Source organism: Lebetimonas sp. JS085, from assembly GCF_000523295.1.
In the GTDB taxonomy this organism is placed as follows: Bacteria; Campylobacterota; Campylobacteria; order Campylobacterales; family Nautiliaceae; genus Lebetimonas.
In genome coordinates, this window is the sequence record NZ_ATHR01000001.1 from 1,013,773 (window position 1) to 1,036,355 (window position 22,583).

The following is a 22,583-nucleotide window of genomic DNA, read 5'->3' on the forward strand; positions in this document are numbered from 1 at the left end:
AAAATAAAGAAAAGGAGTAAAAATGAGAAAAGGTTTTACGTTAATTGAGTTAATTTTTGTAATTGTAATTATCGGTCTTTTGGCAGCAGTTGCGGTTCCTAAATTTTTGAATCTTAAACAAAATGCTGAGGCATCACCATTGGTAGGGGCAATTAATGATTTAAATGGAAGTGGTGGAGCAAGTGCTTATCTTAATGCAACAGAATTGAATGGTGTTAAAGATACAGATTTAAATTTAACAAATTTATATAAATTTGAAGGCGGTTATTGGAAAGTATCAAATGACAATAAAAGTGCCATATATAGAGACGGGTATAACGATTTAAATGCCACTTTTACTTATAACAATGATGGTACAGTAACTATAACAAATTATTGTGATACCTCAACAGATCAGGGAAAAGCAGTTGAAAATTATTTAAAAGCTCATGGTTTAGATTGCTCACCAGGTGGAACTTCCTATACTATAGATTTAGCAACACAAAAATAATTAATGAAAAAAGCGTTTACATTAATAGAACTTATTTTTGTAATAGTTATCATAGGTCTTCTGGCCTCTGTGGCCGTTCCTAAATTTACACATCTTACAACAAATGCTAAAAATTCCGCGCTTAAATCAACAATTACCTCTGTTCAATCCGCAATTGACAATATCCATTCTCAGTGGATTGTAAATGATGATTTTAAATGGATCGGGGCTGACGGAATTGACCATTCAGCAGATTTTGATGATAATACAGGATATCCTAAAAAACTTGATGACGGAAAAAATACTGATAAGCTTTTTTCTTATATATTAAAAGTGCCCGTACTTTCTTGCGGAAATAAAAATTCCGGATGTTTTGAAGAGTATGATGACAATAAATACGAATATAAATACAATTCTTCAAAAGATTTAAAATTTGAATATAATTCAACAAACGGTCTTATTGTCTGTGATAATGGAGATGGCGTAACTAAAGAGGAATGTGAAAATCTGTTTTTTAAATAGGATGATAAATTCTAAATCCTTTTTTTTCTTTTGCCAATTCTATTTTTCCGTTATGGGCTTCTATTATTTCCTTGCTTAAAGCAAGTCCAAGACCGTTACCTTTTGTTTTTGTGGATTTAAAAGGTGTAAAAAGAATGTTTTTATCCTCTATTTCTTTTCCGGAATCATAAATATTAATAATATGATAATTATCTTTTTTATCGTATAAAATTTCAATTAATCCTTCTTCATTTTCATCTTCTTCTATTGCATCAATCGCATTTATTAACATATTTTGAAGAACGAGTAATATTAAATCATAATCGGCATTTATTTCAATGTCAGGTAAAAAGAATATAAATTCTATATTTTTAGAATAAGAATAATATTTTATAATCTCTTCCAAATTTTTTTGTAATTCGCTTAAAAAAAAGATTCTTTTATTAAGTTTTAAGCCTTTTGAAAAAAGAAGAGTCGATTTAATTATTCTCTCAATCCTGAAAATCGAGCTTTTTGCTTCATTGATTAATTCGTTATTTGGGCATTCTTTTTTTAATAAAGACAAAAGTATGGAAATAGAACCTATTGGGTTTCTGATTTCATGGGCTAAGTGTGCCGCCATCTGTCCCATAGAGATTAGTCTTTCATTTCTTTTTTGCTCTGTTATGTCGGTAGCGCTTATTATTTTTTTATTTTCGATTTTTGAGCTTCTGATTAAATAAACTTTTTTATTTATTTCTATTTCGCCTTCGTTTGGAATAAAATCAAACTCATTGGTTTTAGAATTTTGGGCAATAATTTCCCCGTTTTCATCTATTACCCACAGGGCATGAGGTAAAAATTCTATAACCCCGTTTAATATATTTTTAAGTTCGATAAATTCGTTTTCTACTTCATAAGTCCTCTGAATTAATGTTTCAAGATTTTTTATCAGCTCTTCATTTTCTTTTGAAAGTTTCATTTAATATATTCCTCAATGTTTTCTCTCAGTTTTCTTTTTAAAACTTTTCCGGTGGCATTTTTTGGAAGTTCTTCTATTACATAAAAAGCTTTTGGAATTTTATAATTTGCAAGATGTTCTTTTAAAAATTTTTTTAGTTTTAATTCTTTAAAATCGGCTTCTTCTTCAAGCTCAATAAAAGCAACCGGTATTTCATCGTTATTTTCTTTTTTCCCAATTACAGCACACTCTTTGATTCCCGGAAATTTCAGACAGATTTCTTCGATTTCCCTTGGATAAATATTAACGCCTTTAGAGATAATCAAATCTTTTTTTCTGTCAAGTATATAAATATATCCGTCTTCATCTATTTTTCCTATATCTCCCGTAAGCAGCCATCCGTTAATGATGCTCTGTTGAGTGGCGTCTTCCCTTTTATAATAGCCTTTCATGACATTATCGCCTTTTACGATAATTTCACCGGCAACTCCTCTCGGCACTTCAATTAATTCATCATTTACTATTTTTACTTCAACACCCGGTATTGCGGGGCCGACTGAAAAAGGTTTTTGAAGTTCGGCTCTGTTGACGGCTACTACAGGCGAGCATTCGCTAAGTCCGTAACCTTCAAGCAGTTTTGCCCTTTTGAATTTTTTTGAAAATCTTTCAAGTACTTCACCGGCGAGTGGTGCGGCACCTGAAACAAAAAACCTTATTTTATTAAACCAGTGAAAATAAAAAGGAAGTTTTGCCCTTGAGAGTGCAGAATAAACATCCGGAACGCCTGTGAAAATTGTAACTCTTTTTAGTAGGGTCTGTTTTATAATATTACTAAAAGGCATAATTGAGCGTATTATTACAACAGGTGAGCCGTAAAACATGGGAAGAAGTATGTTTACAGTTAAAGTAAAAGAATGAAACATTGGAAGATACGCTATAAATCTGTCTTTATTTGTGAGTTTAATAAGCTCATTTACCCCGTAGATGTTTGAGAAAAAATTTTTGTATGTAAGCATTGCCCCCTTTGGTTTTCCGGTAGTTCCGGATGTATAAATAATTACCGCCAAATCATCTCTTTTAGGAAGCTCTTTTATTTCATGTGATTCAAAGTTTGAGAGAATTTCTGAAAAAGAGATATTATTTTCATCTATATTTTCAACTTCACCTTCCCATATTATTTTTTTAATATTTGTATTGTTTCTTATATTTTTTAGATTGTTTTTAAATTTGCTTGAAGCTATTAAAATTTCAGCTTCAGTGTCATTTAAAATAAAAGTAATTTCTTCTTCTTTTAAAAATGTATTAACCGGTATAGCAACGGCAGAGAGTTTTTGTATGGCAAGAATTGCAACAATAAATTCTATTGAATTTCCAACTAAAACAGGAACTAAATCACCTTTTTTAACACCTATAATTTCCAAAGCCCTGGCAAACGTGTCAACTTTTTTTTTGACTCTCTCCCAGGAAATTTTTCTGTTATTTAGAAAATAGGCAGGTTTGTTTTTTAAATTTTTTGCATTTTTTTCAAGTATTTCATAGAAGTTATTATATTGATAATTCATAAAATTACCTTTTTATCATTATTATATCAAATTATTAATTTTCCATTTTATATTTTCAATTATCCATTATTTAACAGTGAATTGTATATCTCTTTTTGTGATTTATCACTGATTTTAGCAAGAAGTTTTGATTTTTCTTTTATGGAAAGGTTAAGGTTTAATATGTCTTCATATGTTAAATTTAGCATTTTTGTTTTTTTTGCCTTGTCTATTACAACAACCCATTCGCCTTTGGTATTATCTAACTTTATATCTTTTGCTTTTGCTTTTATAAATTTTTCATGAATTTTTGATATTTCTTTTATTAGAAAAATTTCTCTGTTTTCATCTATTTTTTGAATTTCTTTAATCAGTTTTTCAATTCTGTGAGGAGCTTCGTAAAGAATAGAAATTTTGCCTGCTTGCATAATTTCATATAATTTATCGGTTCTTTCTTTTCCTTTATTCGGTAAAAACATATAAAAACAAAATTCACCTTCAAATCCGCTTGCAACATATGCCGTTACAAATGCACTCGGTCCCGGTAAAACAGTGTAAGGTATATTGTTTTCCTGACAAAACCGAATTAATTTACTGCCTGGGTCGCTGATTCCGGGCATTCCCGCATCACTGACGTAAGAGCATTCTTTTGTTTTTAGAAGATTTATATCCAGGCTGTTAATTATTTTTGATTCATTATGTGAATGCATTGAAATAAATTCTTTATTTAGGGGAATCTTTAAAAGATTTAGAAGTTTTTTTGTAACCCTTGTATCTTCGCAAAATATAATTTCGGAATTTTCAAGGGCTAAAAGAGCCCTTTTTGTAATATCGGCTAAATTTCCAATGGGTGTTGGAACAAAATATATCAATTATTTTAAGCCGTATTTTTTCTTAAATTTCTCTACTTTTCCGCCTCTGTCTAAGTTTCTTTCCTGTCCTGTATAGAAAGGATGACATTTGTCGCATACTTCAATTCTCAGTGTAGGTTGATTTGAAAGTATTTCAAAAGTGTGACCGCATGTGCATGTAACCTGACAAGTTAAATATTTGGGATGTATATCTTTTTTCATTTATTGCTCCTTTAATGCAACTTTTGCTTTTTGAGCAACCGCAGCAAAAGTTTCTGGTTCGTTCATAGCTAAATCGGCAAGTATTTTTCTATCAAGTTCGATGCCGGCTTTTTTAAGACCGTTTATAAATCTTGAATAGCTAATACCATTTAATCTGCATGCGGCATTTATTCTTACTATCCATAATTTTCTAAAATCTCTTTTTTTCTGTTTTCTGTCTCTAAAAGCGTATACAAGACTTCTTTCAATCTGTTCTTTGGCTTTTCTAAAATGTTTTCTTCTGCCAGAATAGAAGCCTTTAGCCATTTTTAATATTTTTTTATGTCTTTTTCTTCTTACTGTTCCTGTTTTTACTCTCATTATTTCTCCTTGTTTTTTGGCGTGCAAACTTTCGCAACTTAGCCTTTTAGGCGGGGTCTTTTACCCACTTGGCCACTTCTACACTAAACTCCTAAAAGTTCTCTTACTTCTTTTATGTTTGCTTTTGCAACATATTTAGGGGCTCTAAAATTTCTTTTTCTTTTTTGTGATTTTTTAGTCAAAATATGGCTTCTAAAAGCGCTTCCTCTTTTGATTTTACCGCTTTTTTTAACTTTGAATCTTTTAGCCGCCCCTCTGTTTGTTTTCATTTTAGGCATTTTAAGCTCCTTACTCAAATTGAGATGAAATTATACCATAAAGTTTAATTTTATGCTACAATAATGATACATTATGTAAGGATTAAAAATATGACTATAGAAAAATATGTCGAAGACGTTTATTATAAAGAGTGTAATGAAGTAAAAGATATGACAATTAAAGAATTAATTGTTTTATCAAATAAATATAAAACGGATTCAATTTATCTGACAAAAAATAAATATCCTGTTTTTATGTTTGAACATATTGATTTTTTAGATGTGCTTTTGAGTAATGAATTGGATGTAAATGTTTTGGAGTATATCAAAAAACATCCTAAAAAAATAAATGTTTTAAATTATGATACAAATATTATAGATGCGTATTATTATATGCGTTCAAACAATTTAAAAAAAGTAGCTGTAATTAAAAACAACGAGCTTATCGGTGAAGTTAATTTTAAAATGATAAGTGCACGAATTGCCGATATTGTAATAAAAGACCCTCTTACAGGTGTTTATAATGAAAAATATTTTGAAGTGTTGATTGAAGAATACAAGGATTTTGACAAACCTCTCGGAATTATTTATATAGATATAAAAAACACAGGGGTAATTGAAGGATTATACGGAAGAGAAAAAGTAAATGAAATATTAAAAGCAATTGCCGATAAATTAAAAAATTTGCTAAGGGATATAGACTTTATTTTCAGAAACGATTTTAGATTTAAAATAATAACATTTTCTCCTCTTGATGTAACGGAAAAAATAATAAACAGAATAAGAAAATCATTAGATAATTTTGAAATAGACGGGATTAAAATTGCATATTCTTTATCTTTTTCCCATATTCCCGAACTTGAAAGTAATGTGTTATTGGCTCTTGATGATTTGGAAAGAAATCTTATAGATTAAAAGGGACTATCGCACTGCCCCATGTAAATCCGCCTCCGAAAGCGTCAAGAAGCATAATATCGCCTTTCTTAATTTTTCCAACTTTATATAAATCATTTATTGCCATAGGTATTGAAGCAGAAGAAGTGTTTCCGTATTTATGAACGGTTAAAACAGATTTTTCTTTTGGCATTTTAATGGTTCTTGCAACAGCATCAATTATTCTGTAATTTGCCTGATGAGGAATAAACCAGTCTATTTCTCTGCTTGTCATACTGTTTCTTTTTAATATATCGGTTACAGACTGGGACAATGTTTTAACGGCGACTTTAAATGTTTCGTTGCCTTTCATTTCGAGCCAGATTCTATCGCTTTCACATCCATATTTTACACCTCTGCCAGGTGTTATTAAAAAATCTTTATATTTACCGTCGGCATTTATATCTATGTCTGTTATGGCTTCTTCTTTTTTATCTGTTGCACTTATAATTGCGGCTCCCGCCCCGTCACCAAACAAAACACAGGTGGTTCTGTCTTTCCAGTTTACTATTTTACTGAGTGTCTCCGCACCGATTATCAATATGTTTTTATATACCCCGCTTTCAATAAAAGCCTTTGCCTGGGCAAGGGCATAAATAAAGCCGGTACAAGCGGCGCTGATATCCACTGCTGGCGCTGTGATTCCCAGTTTTTCAGCTACTAAACATGCGGTTGAGGGCATTGTGAAATAATCAGGTGTTATTGTGGCTAAAATAATCATATCAATATCTTCGGGTTTCATTCCGGCATTATTAAGTGCATCAACCGAAGCTTTATACGCCAAATCGCTTGTTACCTCATTTTCAGCGATGTGTCTTGTTTTTATACCTGTTCTTTTTGTTATCCATTCATCTGTAGTGTCTACTATTTTTTCCAAATCTTTATTTGTTAAAATTTTAGGAGGAACATACGCCCCTATACTTTTAAAACTTGCATACATTATGAACCTTTAGGGAATTTTCTATTTTTTGTGTTACATCGTTTTCAATATATTTTACGGCTTGGAAGATTGCGTTTTTTATGGCTTTGGAATTACTTTTTCCATGGCTTATAATAACACATCCGTTTATTCCAAGAAGAGGCGCACCTCCGTATTCTGCATAATCTGTTGCTTTTTTCAGACCTTTGAATACGGGCTTTAATAAAAGTGCCCCTATTTTTTGAAAGATTCCTGAGGCATAAATTTCCTGTTTTATTAAAGTTGATATGGCTTCTGCCGCACCTTCGCTTGTTTTTAAAACAATATTTCCTATAAAACCGTCGCATACAACAACATCCACTCCGCCTTTAAATATATCAGAGCCTTCTACATTTCCGATAAAAGATTTGCAGTTTTCTTTTAATATTTTAAAAGTTTCTTTGGTAACGGAGTTTCCTTTGCTTTCTTCTTCACCGTTGCTTAAAAGCCCGATAGTCGGAGTGTTTTTATTTAAAACCACTTTTGCATATTCTTCACCCATTAAAGCAAACTGATATAAATTATTTGCATCACAGTCAACATTTGCGCCAACATCTAAAACTAATGTATATGATTTTTTGATATTCGGCATAAAAGTTACAATAGCGGGTCTTTTTATTCCCTTTATTCTGCCGAGCCTGAGTGTTGCGAGGCTCATTGTGGCTCCGCTGTGACCGGCTGAAACAACTGCGTCAACCTGTTTTTGTTTAAGTAATTCAATAGATTTATAAATAGTGGATTCTTTTCTTCTTACAGCATCTGTAGCATTGTCTGTCATGCTTATAACATCTTCACTATTTATAAACCTAACTTTCTCTTGTAAATTTTGCGGAATTAACGGTTTTATCTGTTTTTCATCTCCCACCAAATAAGCGGTAAAATCTTTCTTTTTCAATGCTTCAACAACACCTTCGATAATAGGCCCGGGACCGAAGTCCCCTCCCATTGCATCAATCGCTATTTTCATTAATACTCACCGCAGCTTGGGCATGCTCTGTGAGGTCTTTTGTAAGCCCCGCAGTTTGAACATTTTACAACATTAGATAATCTAATTTTATAATGTGTTCTTCTTTTAGCTCCTCTTGTTTTAGAGTTTCTTCTTTTTGGAACTGCCATTGTTTCTCCTTAAAATTCTTTGTTAAATTCTTTGTTTTTACATTTTTCGCATATATTATAATCAAGTTTTAAACTTTCTATTTCACTTTTTACTATTTCATCTAAATCAAATTTTTCTTGTTCAATTATATCATACTCATCATCAAAACCGTGATAAGGAGGTTTTACAATTTTATATTTAACCTCTTCGTCAACTTTTCTTTCAAAAGTATTTAAACATTTAACGCATTCCACTTCTAATGTACCGGTGATTTTTCCTTTTACTAAATAAAAATCACCTTTTTTTTCACTACTGCCGATAAATTGAATATTATTAATTTTTTTTTGAATATTCAATTACAAAATCTCCCTGCCTGCAAAGAAAAATGCGATTTCTTTTTTAGCATTTTCAAGAGAATCACTGCCGTGAACTGCATTTGCCTCAATACTCTCAGCAAAATCTGCTCTGATTGTGCCCTCTGCCGCTTCTTTGGGATTAGTGGCTCCCATAAGATCTCTGTTTTTTTTCACAGCGCTTTCACCCTCAAGAACCATAACTACAACAGGTCCACTGCTCATATATTCACATAAATCATTAAAAAACGGTCTTTCTTTATGTACTTCATAAAATTTTGCAGCGTCGTCTTTGCTTAATTTAATTTTTTTCATAGCTGCGATTCTAAGTCCGTTACTTTCAAATCTATCTATTATTTTTCCAATAACATTTTTAGCTACAGCGTCAGGTTTAATTATTGAAAGTGTCTGTTCCATTATCTCTCCTTAGCTTTTTAGAGAGGAATTATACAAAAAAATGAAGAAAAAAAGAAGAGGGGATTATTCGATTACAGGAGCACCAGGTTCTCCTCTGTCTTCTCTGCAAGTTTGTCCTTCTTTGCATTCGTCCCAAACTATGCATCCCTCAGTAGGGCAAGCTTCAGCACATGCCGGAGAATCATAATATCCAACACATTCTACGCATTTGTCAGGATATACATAATATGTTTCTTCTCCTGTTGGGTTTTCGCTGTCATCCACAATTGCTTCTACAGGACATTCGTCTATGCAAGCCCCGCAATTAATACAAATATCAGTAATTTTTACTGCCATTTTAACTCCTTTATTTTTTTTGTAATAGAAATATAACACACAAACCTTAAGTTTTGCTTAAATGTTATTTTTTAAAATTTTTCTGTTACGTTTTGTAATATATTATAGTGAGTAGTGAATAGTAAATAGTGAGTAGTTATAGGATTTAATTTACCACTCACAACTCACTACTCACAACTCACTTTTTACTATTTGGTATAATTCCATAAAAAAGGCTAATATATGAATTTATATAAACAGGTTTGGGAAAAAATAATAAATTCAGACAATATTTTATTGATAGCCCATGTAAATCCTGACGGAGATGCTCTTGGAAGTTCATTGAGCTTATATCCTATTTTAAAAAATGAATAAAAAAGTGACTGTTTTTAATATGACAAAACTTCTGCCGCAGTATTTGGATTTTTTACCTAATTTTAATAAAATAACCGACAGATTGCCTGAAAAAATAGATTTAACCATTTCATTTGACTGTGGAAGTTTTGACAGACTGGGACTTGAAAGCAAACCCTCTTTTCTTATAAATATAGACCATCATATTTCAAATACAAATTATGGCGATATTAACCTTATAGAACCAAATGCGGCCTCAACTTCTCAGGTAATCTTTAATATGTTAAAAGCCAACAATGTTGAAATTGATAAAGATAGCGCAATATGTATGTATACGGCACTTGTAACCGATACAGGAAGCTTTCAGTATGAAAGTGTAAACAACAAAGTATTTGAAATGGCGGCAGAACTTGTTAAATGCGGGGTAGAACCTAATTATGTAGCTAAAATGCTCTTTCAAAGAGACAGGCTATCACGCCTTAGATTACTTGCAAAAGCTTACGATACAATAGAATTATGCTGTGAAGGCAAAGCCGCTTTTGTTGAAGTTACAAAAGAGATGATGGAAATTACAGGAGCTATTAAAGAAGATACGGATACTATAGTAAACAGTGTAAGAAATATTGCAAGTGTGGAAATTGCATGTTTACTCAGGGAAGAAGATGAGGGAATTAAAATTTCTCTTAGAAGCAAAGATTATGCAGATGTAAGTAAAATAGCAGTGAAATACGGCGGAGGCGGGCATATAAGGGCAGCCGGGGCTACAATTAAAGAATTTGATTTAAAAAAAATAAAACATATGCTTAAAAATGATATAAAGGAGATCTTATGAAAAAAATTTGGATTTTTATATTGGTCTTAATAATAGCTGCCGGAGGTTTTGTCTGGTTTTCCCCTATCTTTGAAAGAATTCCTCCTGAAATTAAGGTTAATTCAAACGGTTTTACAAATTTAAAAAATCCAATAAAGATAAGTTTAAATGATAATAGAGGTATTAAATATTACAGTGTAACGGCATTAATCAATGGAAATGCTAAGGTGTTGGTTAAAAAAAGTGGAAATTTTGGAAAAAGTATAAGTTTGGATGTTAAATTGCCACAGATTGCTTCTAAAAAAATCAAATTAATTATAGACGCCGTAGATACATCCGAATGGAACTGGTTTGCCGGAAACGAAGCAAAAAAAGAGGTAACCTTAAAAGTTGATACAATTGCCCCTGATGCCGAGATTGTAAATAATTCCTATGCCATAGGAAACGGCGGCAGTGCGGCTGTTGTGGTAAAAGTGGCAGATGCTAATTTAAAAGCTGCTTATATCTTGGTCGATAACAAATATAAATTTAAATTAACTCCATTTTATAAAAAAAATTATTATGTTGCTTTAATAGCTTGGCCGGTGAAAGAAAAGACATTTGATGCTAATTTAGTTGCAATTGATTATGCCGGAAATAAATCGATAGCCCATATTCCTTTATATTGGAGACATTATAAATATCCAGATGCTAAGATAATTATTGATGATAATTATATAAAGAATAAAGCCATACCTATTTTACAAAAAATGAATGTCAGTGTCCCTAATGATCCTGTCAGTGTTTTTAGAAAAGAAAACGAATATGTCAGAAAACTGAATAATGAAGAAATTTATAAATTAACAAGTAAAATTTATGAAGATAAAATAAATTCATTTTCATTAGCGTCGTTTAATCCTCTTCCGAGAAGCTTATTGGAAGCATATTTTGGCGAAAGAAGACATTATTTTTATAAAAATAAACTCATTTCTAATTCAATTCATTTAGGAATAGATGTTGCTAAAATTAAAAGAGCAAAAATATATGCAAGTAATTATGGAAAAGTAGCGGCAGAAAAATGGATAGGAATTTATGGAAATACATTAATTATTTATCATAATTTGGGGCTTTATTCTTTATATGCCCATACATCAGAATTTGATGTGCCTGTTGGTGCAAGTGTAAGAAGAGGTGAGGTTATTGCAAGAACCGGTAATACAGGAGGTGCTATAGGAGATCACTTACATTTTGGATTATATATTCAGGGAATAGCTGTAAATCCGTTTGAATGGATGGACAGAAACTGGATAAGAGTAAACATTATAAATATAATTAATTCATCAAAAAGGCTTATAGGTAAATGAGGCAAAAAACCATAAGGGCTTTTATAGTAGAAGATTATGAAAAATTAAAAAATGTTGTAGAATCAAAATATGCTCTGGTTAAAAATTACTATTTTTTTTTGAAAGAAAATAATGAGGCAATAGAAAATTTTTTAAAAGAAAAAAAATTAAACTATATTGTTGAAAACAATATTTTTACTTCTGAAAAGGAAAAAACGCAAGAAGTTAAGATTATTGAAAAAGAAAAAATTATAGAAAAACGAGTTAATACAAAAATTTATGATAAAATTATAAGAGCGGGAGTCGAAATAGACAGTGATGAAAATTTGATATTTTTAAATAGAATTAATGCAGGGGCTAAAATAAAAACTTCCGGAAATGTTGAAATATTCGGGGAATGCGAAGGTAATATTGTTTGTGAGGGCGAATATTTGATAGTAAAAAAAATAAAAAAGGGACGATTTTTTATAAAGGTGAAAATATCGGAACGGTAGAAAAATTAACCGTATTTACAAAAGACGGAAAAAGGGAACTGGAGTGAAACAAAGAACAATTAAAAAAGCAGTGGAAGCGGTAGGCATAGGTCTTCATAAAGGGGTGCCTGTAAAATTAAGGCTTGAACCTTTGGGAGAAAACAGCGGAATAATATTTTACAGAAGCGATAAAGGTGTAAGTATTGAATTAAAACCTCAAAATGTCGTGGATACCAAAATGGCAACTGTAATAGGCGAAAATAACGTGGTTGTTTCCACAATCGAGCATTTGATGAGTGCCGTTTATTCTTTGGGGGTGGACAATTTAAGAATAGTCTTGGATAATGATGAAGTTCCCATTATGGACGGAAGTGCGATAAGTTTTGTAATGCTCCTGCAAGAAGCCGGTATAAAAGAGCTTGAAGCTCCCAAAAAATTTATAAGAATTACAAAAGAAGTTGAAATAAAAGAAGGTGAAAAATTTGCAAGGCTTAAACCTAATGAAAAAATTTCATTTGATTTTGAAATAAATTTCTCCCATCCTATAATAGGAAAGGAAAAAAGGGAATTTGTTTTTTCCACCAGAAATTATATTGAAGAGATAGCCAGGGCGAGGACTTTCGGATTTTTAAAAGAAGTTCAGTATTTAAGAAGCATGGGTCTTGCACTCGGTGGAAGCCTGGATAATGCCATAGTTCTTGATGACAAAGGGATTTTGAACGACACTCTTAGGTTTGATGATGAATTTGTAAGACATAAAATTCTTGACGCAATAGGAGATATGAGTCTGCTTGGCGGAAATTTTATAGGCAGATATGAAGCTTTTGCCAGCGGGCATCATTTGAATCATTTATTAACATTAAAACTGTTTGAACAAAAAGCCTATGAAACAGTAACTTTTTCAAAAGAGGAGCTTTCACTTGTCAAAGCCTTTGGTTGATGTTGTAGCAGTTGTAATTTCAAAGCCCGTAAAAGTTGGAATCTATAAAAATAACAGATTAATAAAAACTATACAAAAAGAAGGTTTAACAAGTGATGTTTTGCCTGAAATATTTGATGAAATTTTAAAAAAATATGAAATTGATTCCATTTTTTATTCCAAAGGGCCGGGAAGTTTTATGTCCATAAAATTAGCTTTTGTGTTTTTTAAAACCCTCGAAACAGCAAAAAATATTAAATTATTTGCAGCCGACGGATTTTATTTTAATAACAATAGACCCATAAAAGCTGTCCATAAAAGTTATTTTGTAAAAAAAGAGGGTATAATTACACTTAAAAAAAATTTAGAAGAAGGCGAATTTTTTTTACCGGAAATTTTAAATAAAGATGATTTTTCTGCGGATAATTCGCCTCTTTATGTGTTAAAAGCAGTTTGAAAGGTTTTTATGATTATAACGGTTCCGGCTACAAGTGCAAATTTAGGTGCAGGATTTGATACATTAGGTTTGGCGCTTAATTTAAGAAATGAAATTGAAATTCTTCCAAGTGAAAGAATTGAAATAGAAATTTACGGCGAAAATGCCGATTTTTTAAGAAAACTTCCGAGAAATTATTTTGTGGATATATTTAGTGAACATTATAAATATTTGACAGATAAAGAAGTAAAATTTAAATTTAAATTTAATAATAAAATACCTCTCTCGCGCGGGCTTGGAAGCAGTTCGGCTGTAATAATAGCCGCGATTACGGCTGCATATGAAATGGCTCAGGTCCCGTATAAAAAAGACAGAATTATAAATTTGGCACTAAATTACGAACCGCATCCCGATAATATCACCCCTGCGACACTTGGGGGATTTTGTGTTGCAAAACTGAGAAAAAACAGGGTTTATTTTCTTAAAAAATTTATTCCAACTTACCTAAGGGCTGTTATTGTAATTCCAAACAGACCAATTTCAACCCAGAGAAGCAGAGAGGCGTTAAAAAAATATTATTCTCTAAAAGATGTGGTCAGTAATATTTCATCTTCCTCAATGATTACCGCTGCGTTTTTTTCTGAAAAATTTGATATTTTAAAATATATTGTAGAGGACAGAATTCATCAGGAAAACAGGATGAGGCTGGTTCCGGAGCTGTTTAAGGTAAGGGAGATAGCCTTGAGAGAAGGCGCTTTAATGTCCACACTCAGCGGAAGCGGTTCAACGTTTTTTAATATGGCGTATAAAGATGATGCATATAGTATTTATGCCGCTTTAAAAGATAATTTTAAAGATTTTAGTGTTAAAATATTGAATTTTGACAATTTGGGAGTTAAAGTATATAATTAGTGGTGAAATTAGAGAAGAGTGAACAGTGAATAGTAAAAATAAATGTCAAATAGGAAATGGAAAACAGATTAGAATGTGTGTTGCCTGCAGAAAAAGAGATTTGCAAAGTAATTTGTACAGATTACAGTGCATTAATAACGAATTAATTAAATTCAGCGGAAACGGCAGAAGTTTTTATGTCTGTGAAAGTTGCATAAATTCAAAAAAATTTGTCAGATATATTTCAAGATTATGTAATTTAAATAAAGATAAAGCAAAACAGAAAATTTTAACTTTTCCATTTTCCATTTTACATTAAAGAAAAGGAGTTTGTTTGAAGATAAAGGTATCAATAGTTGCAAGAGAAATGGGTCTTAAAGCAAAAGAACTGGTTGAACTTGCAAAAGAAATCGGGATAGAAGCAAAAGCAAGAGGTGAAATTACGCCTCTTGAAGCGGCTAAAATTCAGGAGTATTTTTTAAATAAAGGAAAAGAACCTAAAGAAGAGGTAAAAAAAGAAAAAAAACAGGAAGTAAAAAAAGAAGAAGAAAAAAAACCAATTAGACGCAGAAGAAAAACATTTAACGATTTGGTTAAAAAAACAAAACAGGGTATCACTCTCGTTAAAAGAAAAGAAGAGCCTAAGGAAGAAAAACCAAAAACAGAAATTAAAGAAGAACAAAATACCAGAGCTGTTAAAAAAACAGTTAAAAAGGCGCCAGCCAAACCTAAAAAAATTCAGGAAAAAGAATTAACTATTAATGTGGATTTGGCAGATATGGACGTTATAGAAGAAAACCAGGTTGAGCTTTTGGATCTCTATTTTAATGATGTTTCATTAAAAGATGAAGAAATAAGTGAAAAAGTAAAAACAAAAAAAACTATTAAAGAAGATAAAAAACAAGAAAAAAAAGCGGTTAAAACTGTTAAAAGAAAAAAAGTAAGTGAAGGCGGATTAATAAAAGAAGGGCTTAAGAAAAAAAGAAAAAAGAAAAAAGAAGTCAAAATCGAGATTATAAGAATTCCAAAAGAAGTAAGAGTCCATGAATTTGCCACTTTAATCAAAAAGCCTATAGAGGATGTGATTGAAACATTGAGATCTCTTGGTGAAGAAAGGGATAAAAACGACTTTTTGGGTGAAGAATATATTGAAACCCTTGCAGAGGAATTTGGCTCAAACATAGAAATATATGATCCTCTTGCGGAATTTGATTATATAAAAAAATATGATGAAAAATGCAAAGATTCAGATAATTTGCAACAAAGACCGCCTATTGTGACTATTATGGGACATGTCGACCATGGAAAAACAAGTCTTTTGGATAAAATAAGAAACTCTAGAATAACAGCAAAAGAAGCCGGAGGAATTACCCAGCATATCGGTGCTTATATGGTGGAAAAAGACGGTAAAAAAATTACATTTATCGATACACCGGGGCATGAAGCGTTTACAGAAATGAGGGCAAGAGGCGCACAGGTTACAGATATTGCAATTATTGTAGTAGCTGCTGATGACGGTGTTATGCCCCAAACCAGAGAGGCTATTGCACACGCCCAGGCCGCCGAGGTACCTTTTATAGTGGCGGTAAACAAGATAGACAAACCTCAGGCCAATCCGGATTTGGTTAAATCACAGCTTGCGGAAATGGGAATAACTCCCGTTGAATGGGGTGGAGAATATGAATTTGTAGGAGTTTCGGCAAAAACAGGCGAAGGCATAGACGATTTGCTTGAAACAATTTTGATGCAGTCTGAAATTATGGAAATTAAAGCCAATCCAAAATGCCCTGCAAAAGCCATTGTAATCGAAAGCAGAATAGAAAAGGGAAAAGGGCCTGTCGGAACAGTTATAGTTAAAAACGGAACACTTAAAAAACAGGACAGTTTTGTATGCGGAATAACCCATGGAAGAGTAAGATTAATTATAGATGATTTGGGAAAACAGAAAAAAGAGGTAAAACCGGGCGAGCCTGCGGAAATTACAGGATTTGACGAAGCTCCTATCGCCGGGGATAATTTAGTGGTTGTAGAGAGTGATAAAGAGGCAAAAGAAACTGCCGAAAAATGGAAAAATTATCTTGAAGCCAAAGAAAGAAGCAAATCAACAAAAGCAACGCTTGAAGATTTACAAAAAATGATACTTGAGGGTGAACTTAAAAAACTTCCTGTAATTGTAAAAGCAGATACCCAGGGAAGTGTTGAAGCTATTAAAGGAAGTCTGGCTAAACTTAAAAACGAGGAAGTAAAAGTGGATGTTATTCATTCCGATGTGGGGGCTATAACGGAAAATGACGTAATTTTGGCAAAAGCAAGCGAGCCTAAAGCCATTATTTTAGGATTTAACGTAAGACCTACAAGCGGGGCTAAAAACAAGGCGAAACAGGAAGGTATTGAAATAAGGACATATTCTATTATTTATGATTTGATTGATGATATAAAAGAGCTTTTAAGCGGTTTGATGACTCCTAAAATAAAAGAAGAAGTAACAGCAACTGTTGAGGTCAGGGATACGTTTAACGTACCTAAAGTCGGAACCGTTGCGGGATGTTATGTGATAGACGGTATGGTTCACAGGGGCGATTTTGTAAGAGTTATAAGAGACGGGGTTGTTATTTACGACACTAAACTTGCATCTCTTAAAAGATTTAAAGAAGATGTAAAAGAGGTGGGAAAAGGTTTTGAATGCGGTATTATGATTGAAGGATTTAACGATATTAAAGTGGGGGATATACTTGAAACTTATCAAAAAATTGAAGAAAAAGCCAATTTTGAAGGATAATAATGGATAAAAGTATAAAAGTCCAAAGAAAAGAATCCCTGCTTAAAGAAATTATTCCTGAAGTGCTTGCTCAGATGAATGACAGCAGAATCAGAGGCCTTGGGGTTGTTGATGTTGTTTGTTCCCGCGATGGAAGTGATGCAAAAGTTTATTTAGAAAAAAGTTATTTAAATGAAAAAGAACAACGCGAGGCCCTAAAACAGCTTAAACAGGCGAGAGGATATATTCAAAATTACTGCCTAAAATCAACCGGCTGGTTTAAAGTCCCAAATTTAACTTTTACATTTGACGAACTCCTTGAAAAAGAAAACAAAATGGAAGAATTATTTGAAAAAATAAAGGCAAAAGGTGAATAATTTAAAAGAAATTATTGAAAAAACAGTTAAAAATTACGGCTGTGACCTTTATGATGTTGAAATTACAGAAGAGGGCGGACACAAATATTTCAGAATTTATATAACAAAACCGGGCGGCGTTAATTTAAACGACTGCGAAGCCATAAATAATATGCTTTCACCAATTTTTGATGTGGAAGAGCCTATAAAAGAGAGATATTTCTTAGAAGTCAGTTCACCGGGGCTTGAGAGAAAACTTACCAAAAAAGAGCATTTTGAAAAAAGTATAGGAGAAAATGTTAAAGTAACAACAAATGAAGGCAAAAAAATAAAAGGCACATTAAAAAGTTTTGACGGAGATGTTGCAGAAATAGGAAAAGAGAAAGTAAAGTTTGAAGATATAAAAAAAGCAAAAACATATGTTGATTGGAATAATTATAAAGGCTTAAAATAAAAGCCTTAAGTTTAGCCGTTAATGAAGCCTGGAAATACCAGCTTTTAACCTACCCGAATCCGGCTGTTGGATGCGCTGTAATAGTTAAAAATCAAATTTTTACAGATGCCCATAAAAAAGCGGGCGAGCCTCATGCAGAGGTAAACGCTCTTTTTAAGGCCTTTTCTTTTTTTCATAAAACTCCGAAATTAAACTCAGCTAAAGAAATCCATGAATTTTTGATAAAAAACCATAACAATTTTTTTAAAGATGCCGAGATTTACGTCACGCTTGAGCCTTGCTCCCACATAGGAAAAACACCGTCATGTGCAAATTTACTCTCAGTTTTAAAACCAAAAAAAGTAACAATCGGCTGGCTTGATCCAATAATTGAACACAGCGGCGGGGCTGGAATACTTAAAAATGCCGGTATTGAAGTTGAAGTAATTAATGATAAAAGATGTTTTGATTTGATTGAACCTTTTATAAAATGGAATAAAGATAAATTTATATTTTTTAAATTAGCCCAGAGTTTAAACGGGGTAATTACAGGAGGATATATAAGCAGTGAAAGCTCTTTAAAGTGGGTGCATCAGATAAGGGATAAAATTGATTTATTGGTAATAGGCGGGAATACCGTCAGAATTGATAGACCCACACTTGACAGCAGGAGAGTAAAAGGAATTGCTCCGGATGTGCTTATTTATTCAAAACAAAAAGAATTTGATAAAACTATTCCTTTGTTTAATGTAAAAGGACGAAGAGTTTTTATAGAGGATAATTTAAAAAGGCTAAATGATTATAATTTTATAATGGTTGAAGGCGGTGAAAAATTATATAATGAGCTTAAAGATTTTGTAGATTGGAAAGTTTTTATAATAACTCCTAAAATGTTTATGAGAAATAATTTTAAAACAAATGATGAAATTGAGATAATGCATATTGAAAAAAAAGATGATTTTGTTGTATGGGGGAGGTGATGGATTCGTTTAAAATTAATCAAAGAAGATATTTAGGAAATAAAACAAAAGTTTTAGATTTAATAAAAAAAATAGTAGATGAAAATGTAAAAGAATATTATTCTTTTTGCGATATTTTTGCAGGTACTGGAAGCGTTGGGGCTTTTTTTAATGAAGAAAATAAAAAAATAATTGTTAATGATTTTTTATATCATAATTTTATAGCTTTAAAAGCTTTTTTGAGCGATGAAAAATTTGATGAGAAAAAGATATTGGAATTAATAGATGAACTAAATAATCTAAGTGTATTTGAAGAAAATTATTTTTCTATAAATTTTGGAGATAAATATTTTTGTAAAAAAAATGCTATTAAAATAGGGGCTATTAGAAAAAAAATAAATAATTGGTTTTTGGAAAGTAAAATAAATGTGAAGGAGAAAAATATTCTTTTAACTTCTTTAATTTATGCGATTGATAAAATAGCAAATACAGTTGGACATTATGATGCATATATAAAAAAAGTGATAAAAGAAAAAGAATTTGAATTAAAAATGCCTGATATTGATTTGAAAAGAAATAAAAATAATGAGATTTATAATATGGATGCAAATACTTTAATTAGAGAAATTGAGTGTGATATATTATATGTTGATCCTCCTTATAATTCAAGACAATATTCAAATATGTATCATCTTTTAGAAAATTTAGCTTTATGGCAAAAACCGGAAGTTAAAGGAGTTGCAAAAAAATTTGATACTACTCATTTAAAAAGTGGATATAATCAAAAAGAAGCTGTTAAATTTTTTGAGGATTTAATAAAGAATGCTAAAGCTAAATATATTCTTTTTAGTTATAATAATATGGAGGATAAAGGCCATAGTAGAAGTAATGCAAGAATAAGTGATGAGAATATTTTTAGAATGCTAAAACACAAAGGAAAAGTGGAAGTTTTTGAAAAAGAGTATAAAGATTTTAGAAGTGGAAAGAGTGAAAGAAACAATCATAAAGAAAGAGTGTTTTTTGTGAAGGTTATGAAATGAATGAAATAAAGTTTCAAACATATAGTTGGAGTTATGGAACTACTTCTTTTAGAGTAAGTGAATTAAAATATAAAATAGAAAGACAACTTATTAGATTAAAAGAATTAAGAAATATTTATCCTGATAAAAATTGGAAAGATTTACAAGAAATTTATTTTGAAATGTTATTAGAAGAAGGATTAGCAAAAGAAACTTCAAAAAATAAAGCAAAAGATGCAAGACAAAAAACATCTCCATTGGTAGATTTGGGATTAGTTGATAATGAAAGACAATTAACAGAGATAGGAAAAAAACTATATAAAATTAATTATGATAAAAATTATAACTTTAATAATTTATTTTTTTTAAGAAATGATGCATTTTTATATTTTAAACAACTTTTAAAAATAAATTTTAATAAAAATAAAAGAGCATATAAAAATTTCAATATAAATCCTTTTTTGTCATTAATTTATTTACTTATAAAATTTGATTCTATTTCTAAAAAAGTTTTTATGTATGCTCTTAGTTTATGTCAAAATTTTAATGATATTTTAGATTTAGAAAAATTTTTAAAACAGAATAAAAATTTTAATATTTATGAATATTTAGAAAATAAAATAAAAGAAAAAAATAATTATGAAAAGGCATTAAAATTTTTTTTAGAAAATGATAAAAATTTAAAAACTTTTGAAATAGTCTTAATGGATAGAAAAAGTAAAAAAAATTCACAAATTTTTTTAGAACTTTTTAATGAATTGAAAACTTTTAATAATTCAAAAGATAAATTCACAAAATTAAAAGAGATAGTTAATAAATTTGATTCTTCAAAACTTAAACCAGAATTTAGAAAAAGACTTTGTTTAAATAGTTTTGAAAAATTTAAAAAATTAAAATTAGACAATTTGAAAGATGAAGAATTATTTTATTTTTTTCACACTTCAAAATGGAAAGTTAATTTAGAAGATTATTATGATTTAAATAAAAGATTTATTGAATTAAGTGAAGTAATTATTTTTGATAATGAAAATATTTATTTAGATGAGTTAGTAAAATTATATTTTGAGGATGAATTAAATAATGAAAAAGATTATAATAAATTATTATCAGGTGTATTAAAGTTTGATGAAAACTATTTTTTCAATAAAATAAAAGATAAATATAAAATTGCTAAAGATGAAAATTTAAGGCAGTATATCAAAAATATTAAGTTACAAAATAAAAAAAGAATATTTGATAAGTTAGTTAATAAATATTTTTCTAATGATAATTTGATAACATTATTTGAAAAAATAAAAAAAAGAGAAGATAAGTATATAAGTTCGTATGTGGATTGGGATGCAAATATTCCAACTATTTTTGAATATTTAATAGGGATAGTTTTTTATAAAATAAGTAAAACTATCGATTTAGATTTTTTGAATATGAGTTTGAATGCTTCTATGTTACCTATTAGATTTGCAAGTGGAAATAAAGCTGATATAGTATTTAACTTTGATGAAATGGATATGATTATTGAAGTTACTTTGACAACCGATGAGAATCAAAGGCGAATGGAACTTGAACCTGTTATTAGACATATTGGAAGACATAATTTTCAAAAAAAAGCATTTGGTGTTTTTATAGCTCCTTATTTAGACCCTAATGTTTTAGTCATTTTTAGAGCATATAAAAATTTAAATTTTTATGATATAAAGGATTATAGTAAAGTTATAAAGGGACTTGAAATTTTGCCATTAAGTATAGATGAAATAATTTATATTTTAAAGCAAAATATAGATTTGAACGATTTTTTAGATATTAAAAATAGTTGTATTTCTGATAAAGAAAATGATGGAGTTAAATGGTATAAAAGTGTGGTAAAAGGAAAATTTAATGCAAATCAATAAAATATATAATGATGATTGTCTTAATGTTTTAAACGATAAAAATAAAATAGAAGATAATTCTATTCAATTAATTTTTGCAGACCCTCCATATAATCTTAGTGGTAATGGATTAAAACTGGTGGGTAATAAAACAGGCGGGGATTACTTTATGGTAAATGAAGAGTGGGATAAAATGAGTTTTGAAGAGTATAAAGACTTTACAAATAAGTGGATAAAAGCTTGTAAGAGAATATTAAAAGAAAATGGAAGTATTTTTATTTGTTGTAGTTATCACAATATTGGTGAATGCACTATGGGGCTTAAAGAAAATGGATTTAAGATAAATAATATAATTACTTGGCAAAAAACTAATGCAATGCCAAATTTGACAAGAAGAGTTTTAACTCATTCAACTGAATTTATTATTTGGGCTGTTAAAGGTAAAAATTGGATTTTTAATTATGAAATTTTAAAAGAATTAAATCCGGAAAGAACAAAGGATGGTAGGAAAAAGCAGCTTAGAGATGTTTGGCAGATACCTTTATGTCAGGGGAAAGAGAGATTAAAAGATGAAAATGGTAAAGCTCTTCATCCTACTCAAAAACCGGAAGAGTTATTAAAAAGAATAATTTTAGGTTTTTCAAATGAAGGTGATATTGTGTTTGATCCATTTGCTGGAAGTGGAACAACACCATATGTTGCAAAAAAATATAATAGAAAATTCATTGCTATTGAAAAAGAAAAAAATATTATAAGGCTATTTTAAAAAGA

At 30.4% G+C, this 22,583-nt stretch carries 30 protein-coding genes; 18 read left to right on the plus strand and 12 right to left on the minus strand.

What is annotated here, in order from left to right; translation table 11 throughout:
* Positions 1-22: 22 nt before the first annotated feature.
* Together DZ68_RS11295 and DZ68_RS11065 are read left to right on the plus strand one after the other, a co-directional pair.
* Entirely contained in the window at positions 23-490 is a 468-nt protein-coding gene (locus DZ68_RS11295; RefSeq protein WP_024787675.1) for a type II secretion system protein, read from the plus strand.
* A gap of 3 nt (positions 491-493) precedes the next feature.
* The gene (locus DZ68_RS11065; protein WP_024787676.1) at positions 494-991 is read left to right on the plus strand and encodes a type II secretion system protein; all 498 of its coding nucleotides are present in this window, start codon (positions 494-496) and stop codon (positions 989-991) included.
* Here the strand turns inward: DZ68_RS11065 and DZ68_RS0105735 are convergent.
* The 6 genes from DZ68_RS0105735 to rpmI all read right to left on the minus strand — a co-directional run bounded on the left by DZ68_RS0105735 (position 984) and on the right by rpmI (position 5,162).
* The gene (locus tag DZ68_RS0105735) at positions 984-1,931 is read right to left on the minus strand and encodes a PAS domain-containing sensor histidine kinase (protein WP_024787677.1); all 948 of its coding nucleotides are present in this window, start codon (positions 1,929-1,931) and stop codon (positions 984-986) included. The genes DZ68_RS11065 and DZ68_RS0105735 overlap by 8 nt on opposite strands.
* Positions 1,928-3,472, minus strand: coding sequence for a long-chain-fatty-acid--CoA ligase (locus tag DZ68_RS0105740; RefSeq protein ID WP_024787678.1), 1,545 nt, complete (start codon positions 3,470-3,472; stop codon positions 1,928-1,930). The genes DZ68_RS0105735 and DZ68_RS0105740 overlap by 4 nt, the downstream gene beginning before the upstream one ends.
* 59 nt (positions 3,473-3,531) lie before the next feature.
* Positions 3,532-4,323, minus strand: a complete 792-nt coding sequence (gene rsmI / locus DZ68_RS0105745) for a 16S rRNA (cytidine(1402)-2'-O)-methyltransferase (RefSeq protein ID WP_024790888.1) — start codon at positions 4,321-4,323, stop codon at positions 3,532-3,534.
* Positions 4,324-4,524, minus strand: coding sequence for a 50S ribosomal protein L31 (gene rpmE, locus DZ68_RS0105750; RefSeq protein ID WP_024787680.1), 201 nt, complete (start codon positions 4,522-4,524; stop codon positions 4,324-4,326). It lies immediately after the preceding gene.
* A complete protein-coding gene (rplT, locus tag DZ68_RS0105755; RefSeq protein ID WP_024790889.1) occupies positions 4,525-4,887 on the minus strand; it encodes a 50S ribosomal protein L20 in 363 nt (120 codons plus the stop codon). It lies immediately after the preceding gene.
* 80 nt (positions 4,888-4,967) lie between these two features.
* Positions 4,968-5,162, minus strand: a complete 195-nt coding sequence (gene rpmI / locus DZ68_RS0105760) for a 50S ribosomal protein L35 (protein WP_024787682.1) — start codon at positions 5,160-5,162, stop codon at positions 4,968-4,970.
* A 90-nt stretch (positions 5,163-5,252) separates the two neighbouring features.
* Here rpmI and DZ68_RS0105765 point away from each other — a divergent pair, with 90 nt between their 5' ends.
* A complete protein-coding gene (locus DZ68_RS0105765; RefSeq protein WP_024787683.1) occupies positions 5,253-6,056 on the plus strand; it encodes a diguanylate cyclase in 804 nt (267 codons plus the stop codon).
* Here the strand turns inward: DZ68_RS0105765 and DZ68_RS0105770 are convergent.
* The 6 genes from DZ68_RS0105770 to DZ68_RS0105795 all read right to left on the minus strand — a co-directional run bounded on the left by DZ68_RS0105770 (position 6,046) and on the right by DZ68_RS0105795 (position 9,234).
* Positions 6,046-7,014 (minus strand): beta-ketoacyl-ACP synthase III, encoded by a 969-nt coding sequence (locus DZ68_RS0105770; protein WP_024787684.1) that lies wholly within the window; start codon positions 7,012-7,014, stop codon positions 6,046-6,048. The two genes, DZ68_RS0105765 and DZ68_RS0105770, sit on opposite strands and share 11 nt — an antisense overlap.
* Positions 6,998-7,999, minus strand: a complete 1,002-nt coding sequence (gene plsX, locus DZ68_RS0105775) for a phosphate acyltransferase PlsX (RefSeq protein ID WP_084021795.1) — start codon at positions 7,997-7,999, stop codon at positions 6,998-7,000. Before plsX ends, DZ68_RS0105770 begins: the two co-directional genes overlap by 17 nt.
* Positions 7,999-8,148, minus strand: coding sequence for a 50S ribosomal protein L32 (rpmF, locus tag DZ68_RS0105780; RefSeq protein WP_024787686.1), 150 nt, complete (start codon positions 8,146-8,148; stop codon positions 7,999-8,001). Before rpmF ends, plsX begins: the two co-directional genes overlap by 1 nt.
* A gap of 9 nt (positions 8,149-8,157) precedes the next feature.
* Positions 8,158-8,484 (minus strand): DUF177 domain-containing protein, encoded by a 327-nt coding sequence (locus DZ68_RS0105785; protein WP_024787687.1) that lies wholly within the window; start codon positions 8,482-8,484, stop codon positions 8,158-8,160.
* Positions 8,485-8,898 (minus strand): nucleoside-diphosphate kinase, encoded by a 414-nt coding sequence (gene ndk / locus DZ68_RS0105790; protein ID WP_024787688.1) that lies wholly within the window; start codon positions 8,896-8,898, stop codon positions 8,485-8,487.
* 63 nt (positions 8,899-8,961) lie between these two features.
* Complete coding sequence (locus tag DZ68_RS0105795; RefSeq protein ID WP_024787689.1) at positions 8,962-9,234, minus strand: 4Fe-4S dicluster domain-containing protein; 273 nt, start codon at positions 9,232-9,234, stop codon at positions 8,962-8,964.
* A gap of 222 nt (positions 9,235-9,456) precedes the next feature.
* Between DZ68_RS0105795 and DZ68_RS11230 the strand changes: the two genes are divergently transcribed.
* From DZ68_RS11230 to DZ68_RS10135, 15 genes are read left to right on the plus strand one after another with little or no spacing between them, the layout of a single operon-like run.
* Complete coding sequence (locus tag DZ68_RS11230) at positions 9,457-9,588, plus strand: hypothetical protein (protein WP_255327379.1); 132 nt, start codon at positions 9,457-9,459, stop codon at positions 9,586-9,588.
* Complete coding sequence (locus DZ68_RS10120; RefSeq protein ID WP_236619706.1) at positions 9,581-10,399, plus strand: bifunctional oligoribonuclease/PAP phosphatase NrnA; 819 nt, start codon at positions 9,581-9,583, stop codon at positions 10,397-10,399. The genes DZ68_RS11230 and DZ68_RS10120 overlap by 8 nt, the downstream gene beginning before the upstream one ends.
* Complete coding sequence (locus DZ68_RS0105805) at positions 10,396-11,721, plus strand: M23 family metallopeptidase (RefSeq protein WP_024787691.1); 1,326 nt, start codon at positions 10,396-10,398, stop codon at positions 11,719-11,721. The genes DZ68_RS10120 and DZ68_RS0105805 overlap by 4 nt, the downstream gene beginning before the upstream one ends.
* Positions 11,718-12,194, plus strand: a complete 477-nt coding sequence (locus tag DZ68_RS10125; protein WP_051428187.1) for a septum site-determining protein MinC — start codon at positions 11,718-11,720, stop codon at positions 12,192-12,194. Before DZ68_RS0105805 ends, DZ68_RS10125 begins: the two co-directional genes overlap by 4 nt.
* A 43-nt stretch (positions 12,195-12,237) precedes the next feature.
* The gene (lpxC, locus tag DZ68_RS0105815) at positions 12,238-13,113 is read left to right on the plus strand and encodes a UDP-3-O-acyl-N-acetylglucosamine deacetylase (protein ID WP_024787693.1); all 876 of its coding nucleotides are present in this window, start codon (positions 12,238-12,240) and stop codon (positions 13,111-13,113) included.
* Positions 13,094-13,549, plus strand: coding sequence for a hypothetical protein (locus tag DZ68_RS0105820; RefSeq protein ID WP_024787694.1), 456 nt, complete (start codon positions 13,094-13,096; stop codon positions 13,547-13,549). The genes lpxC and DZ68_RS0105820 overlap by 20 nt, the downstream gene beginning before the upstream one ends.
* Before the next feature lie 9 nt (positions 13,550-13,558).
* Positions 13,559-14,440, plus strand: a complete 882-nt coding sequence (gene thrB / locus DZ68_RS0105825) for a homoserine kinase (RefSeq protein WP_024787695.1) — start codon at positions 13,559-13,561, stop codon at positions 14,438-14,440.
* A gap of 25 nt (positions 14,441-14,465) precedes the next feature.
* Positions 14,466-14,738 carry a DUF448 domain-containing protein gene (locus tag DZ68_RS0105830; protein WP_236617366.1) on the plus strand — a complete coding sequence of 91 codons (273 nt, stop codon included), beginning with the start codon at positions 14,466-14,468 and terminating at the stop codon, positions 14,736-14,738.
* A 48-nt stretch (positions 14,739-14,786) separates the two neighbouring features.
* Entirely contained in the window at positions 14,787-17,198 is a 2,412-nt protein-coding gene (gene infB / locus DZ68_RS0105835; RefSeq protein ID WP_369792330.1) for a translation initiation factor IF-2, read from the plus strand.
* Positions 17,199-17,200: 2 nt separating this feature from the next.
* Positions 17,201-17,554, plus strand: coding sequence for a 30S ribosome-binding factor RbfA (gene rbfA / locus DZ68_RS0105840; RefSeq protein WP_024787697.1), 354 nt, complete (start codon positions 17,201-17,203; stop codon positions 17,552-17,554).
* Positions 17,547-17,987 carry a ribosome maturation factor RimP gene (gene rimP / locus DZ68_RS0105845; protein ID WP_024787698.1) on the plus strand — a complete coding sequence of 147 codons (441 nt, stop codon included), beginning with the start codon at positions 17,547-17,549 and terminating at the stop codon, positions 17,985-17,987. Before rbfA ends, rimP begins: the two co-directional genes overlap by 8 nt.
* A complete protein-coding gene (gene ribD, locus DZ68_RS10130; protein WP_035907725.1) occupies positions 17,984-18,946 on the plus strand; it encodes a bifunctional diaminohydroxyphosphoribosylaminopyrimidine deaminase/5-amino-6-(5-phosphoribosylamino)uracil reductase RibD in 963 nt (320 codons plus the stop codon). The genes rimP and ribD overlap by 4 nt, the downstream gene beginning before the upstream one ends.
* Positions 18,946-19,965, plus strand: a complete 1,020-nt coding sequence (locus DZ68_RS0105855; protein WP_024787700.1) for a DNA adenine methylase — start codon at positions 18,946-18,948, stop codon at positions 19,963-19,965. Before ribD ends, DZ68_RS0105855 begins: the two co-directional genes overlap by 1 nt.
* Positions 19,962-21,833: an AlwI family type II restriction endonuclease gene (locus DZ68_RS0105860; protein WP_024790891.1), complete on the plus strand. Its 1,872-nt coding sequence runs from the start codon at positions 19,962-19,964 to the stop codon at positions 21,831-21,833. Before DZ68_RS0105855 ends, DZ68_RS0105860 begins: the two co-directional genes overlap by 4 nt.
* Positions 21,820-22,578 (plus strand): site-specific DNA-methyltransferase, encoded by a 759-nt coding sequence (locus DZ68_RS10135; RefSeq protein ID WP_035908502.1) that lies wholly within the window; start codon positions 21,820-21,822, stop codon positions 22,576-22,578. The genes DZ68_RS0105860 and DZ68_RS10135 overlap by 14 nt, the downstream gene beginning before the upstream one ends.
* The last annotated feature ends 5 nt before the right edge of the window (positions 22,579-22,583 follow it).

Coding starts and splice junctions, on each gene's coding strand:
- DZ68_RS11295 (WP_024787675.1), top strand. CDS start 23: ATGAGAAAAGGTTTTACGTTAATTGAGTTAATTTTTGTAATTGTAATT.
- DZ68_RS11065 (WP_024787676.1), top strand. CDS start 494: ATGAAAAAAGCGTTTACATTAATAGAACTTATTTTTGTAATAGTTATC.
- DZ68_RS0105735 (WP_024787677.1), bottom strand. CDS start 1,931: ATGAAACTTTCAAAAGAAAATGAAGAGCTGATAAAAAATCTTGAAACA.
- DZ68_RS0105740 (WP_024787678.1), bottom strand. CDS start 3,472: ATGAATTATCAATATAATAACTTCTATGAAATACTTGAAAAAAATGCA.
- rpmE (WP_024787680.1), bottom strand. CDS start 4,524: ATGAAAAAAGATATACATCCCAAATATTTAACTTGTCAGGTTACATGC.
- rpmI (WP_024787682.1), bottom strand. CDS start 5,162: ATGCCTAAAATGAAAACAAACAGAGGGGCGGCTAAAAGATTCAAAGTT.
- DZ68_RS0105765 (WP_024787683.1), top strand. CDS start 5,253: ATGACTATAGAAAAATATGTCGAAGACGTTTATTATAAAGAGTGTAAT.
- DZ68_RS0105770 (WP_024787684.1), bottom strand. CDS start 7,014: ATGTATGCAAGTTTTAAAAGTATAGGGGCGTATGTTCCTCCTAAAATT.
- plsX (WP_084021795.1), bottom strand. CDS start 7,999: ATGAAAATAGCGATTGATGCAATGGGAGGGGACTTCGGTCCCGGGCCT.
- rpmF (WP_024787686.1), bottom strand. CDS start 8,148: ATGGCAGTTCCAAAAAGAAGAAACTCTAAAACAAGAGGAGCTAAAAGA.
- ndk (WP_024787688.1), bottom strand. CDS start 8,898: ATGGAACAGACACTTTCAATAATTAAACCTGACGCTGTAGCTAAAAAT.
- DZ68_RS0105795 (WP_024787689.1), bottom strand. CDS start 9,234: ATGGCAGTAAAAATTACTGATATTTGTATTAATTGCGGGGCTTGCATA.
- DZ68_RS11230 (WP_255327379.1), top strand. CDS start 9,457: ATGAATTTATATAAACAGGTTTGGGAAAAAATAATAAATTCAGACAAT.
- DZ68_RS10120 (WP_236619706.1), top strand. CDS start 9,581: ATGAATAAAAAAGTGACTGTTTTTAATATGACAAAACTTCTGCCGCAG.
- DZ68_RS0105805 (WP_024787691.1), top strand. CDS start 10,396: ATGAAAAAAATTTGGATTTTTATATTGGTCTTAATAATAGCTGCCGGA.
- DZ68_RS10125 (WP_051428187.1), top strand. CDS start 11,718: ATGAGGCAAAAAACCATAAGGGCTTTTATAGTAGAAGATTATGAAAAA.
- thrB (WP_024787695.1), top strand. CDS start 13,559: ATGATTATAACGGTTCCGGCTACAAGTGCAAATTTAGGTGCAGGATTT.
- infB (WP_369792330.1), top strand. CDS start 14,787: ATGGGTCTTAAAGCAAAAGAACTGGTTGAACTTGCAAAAGAAATCGGG.
- rbfA (WP_024787697.1), top strand. CDS start 17,201: ATGGATAAAAGTATAAAAGTCCAAAGAAAAGAATCCCTGCTTAAAGAA.
- DZ68_RS0105855 (WP_024787700.1), top strand. CDS start 18,946: ATGGATTCGTTTAAAATTAATCAAAGAAGATATTTAGGAAATAAAACA.
- DZ68_RS0105860 (WP_024790891.1), top strand. CDS start 19,962: ATGAATGAAATAAAGTTTCAAACATATAGTTGGAGTTATGGAACTACT.
- DZ68_RS10135 (WP_035908502.1), top strand. CDS start 21,820: ATGCAAATCAATAAAATATATAATGATGATTGTCTTAATGTTTTAAAC.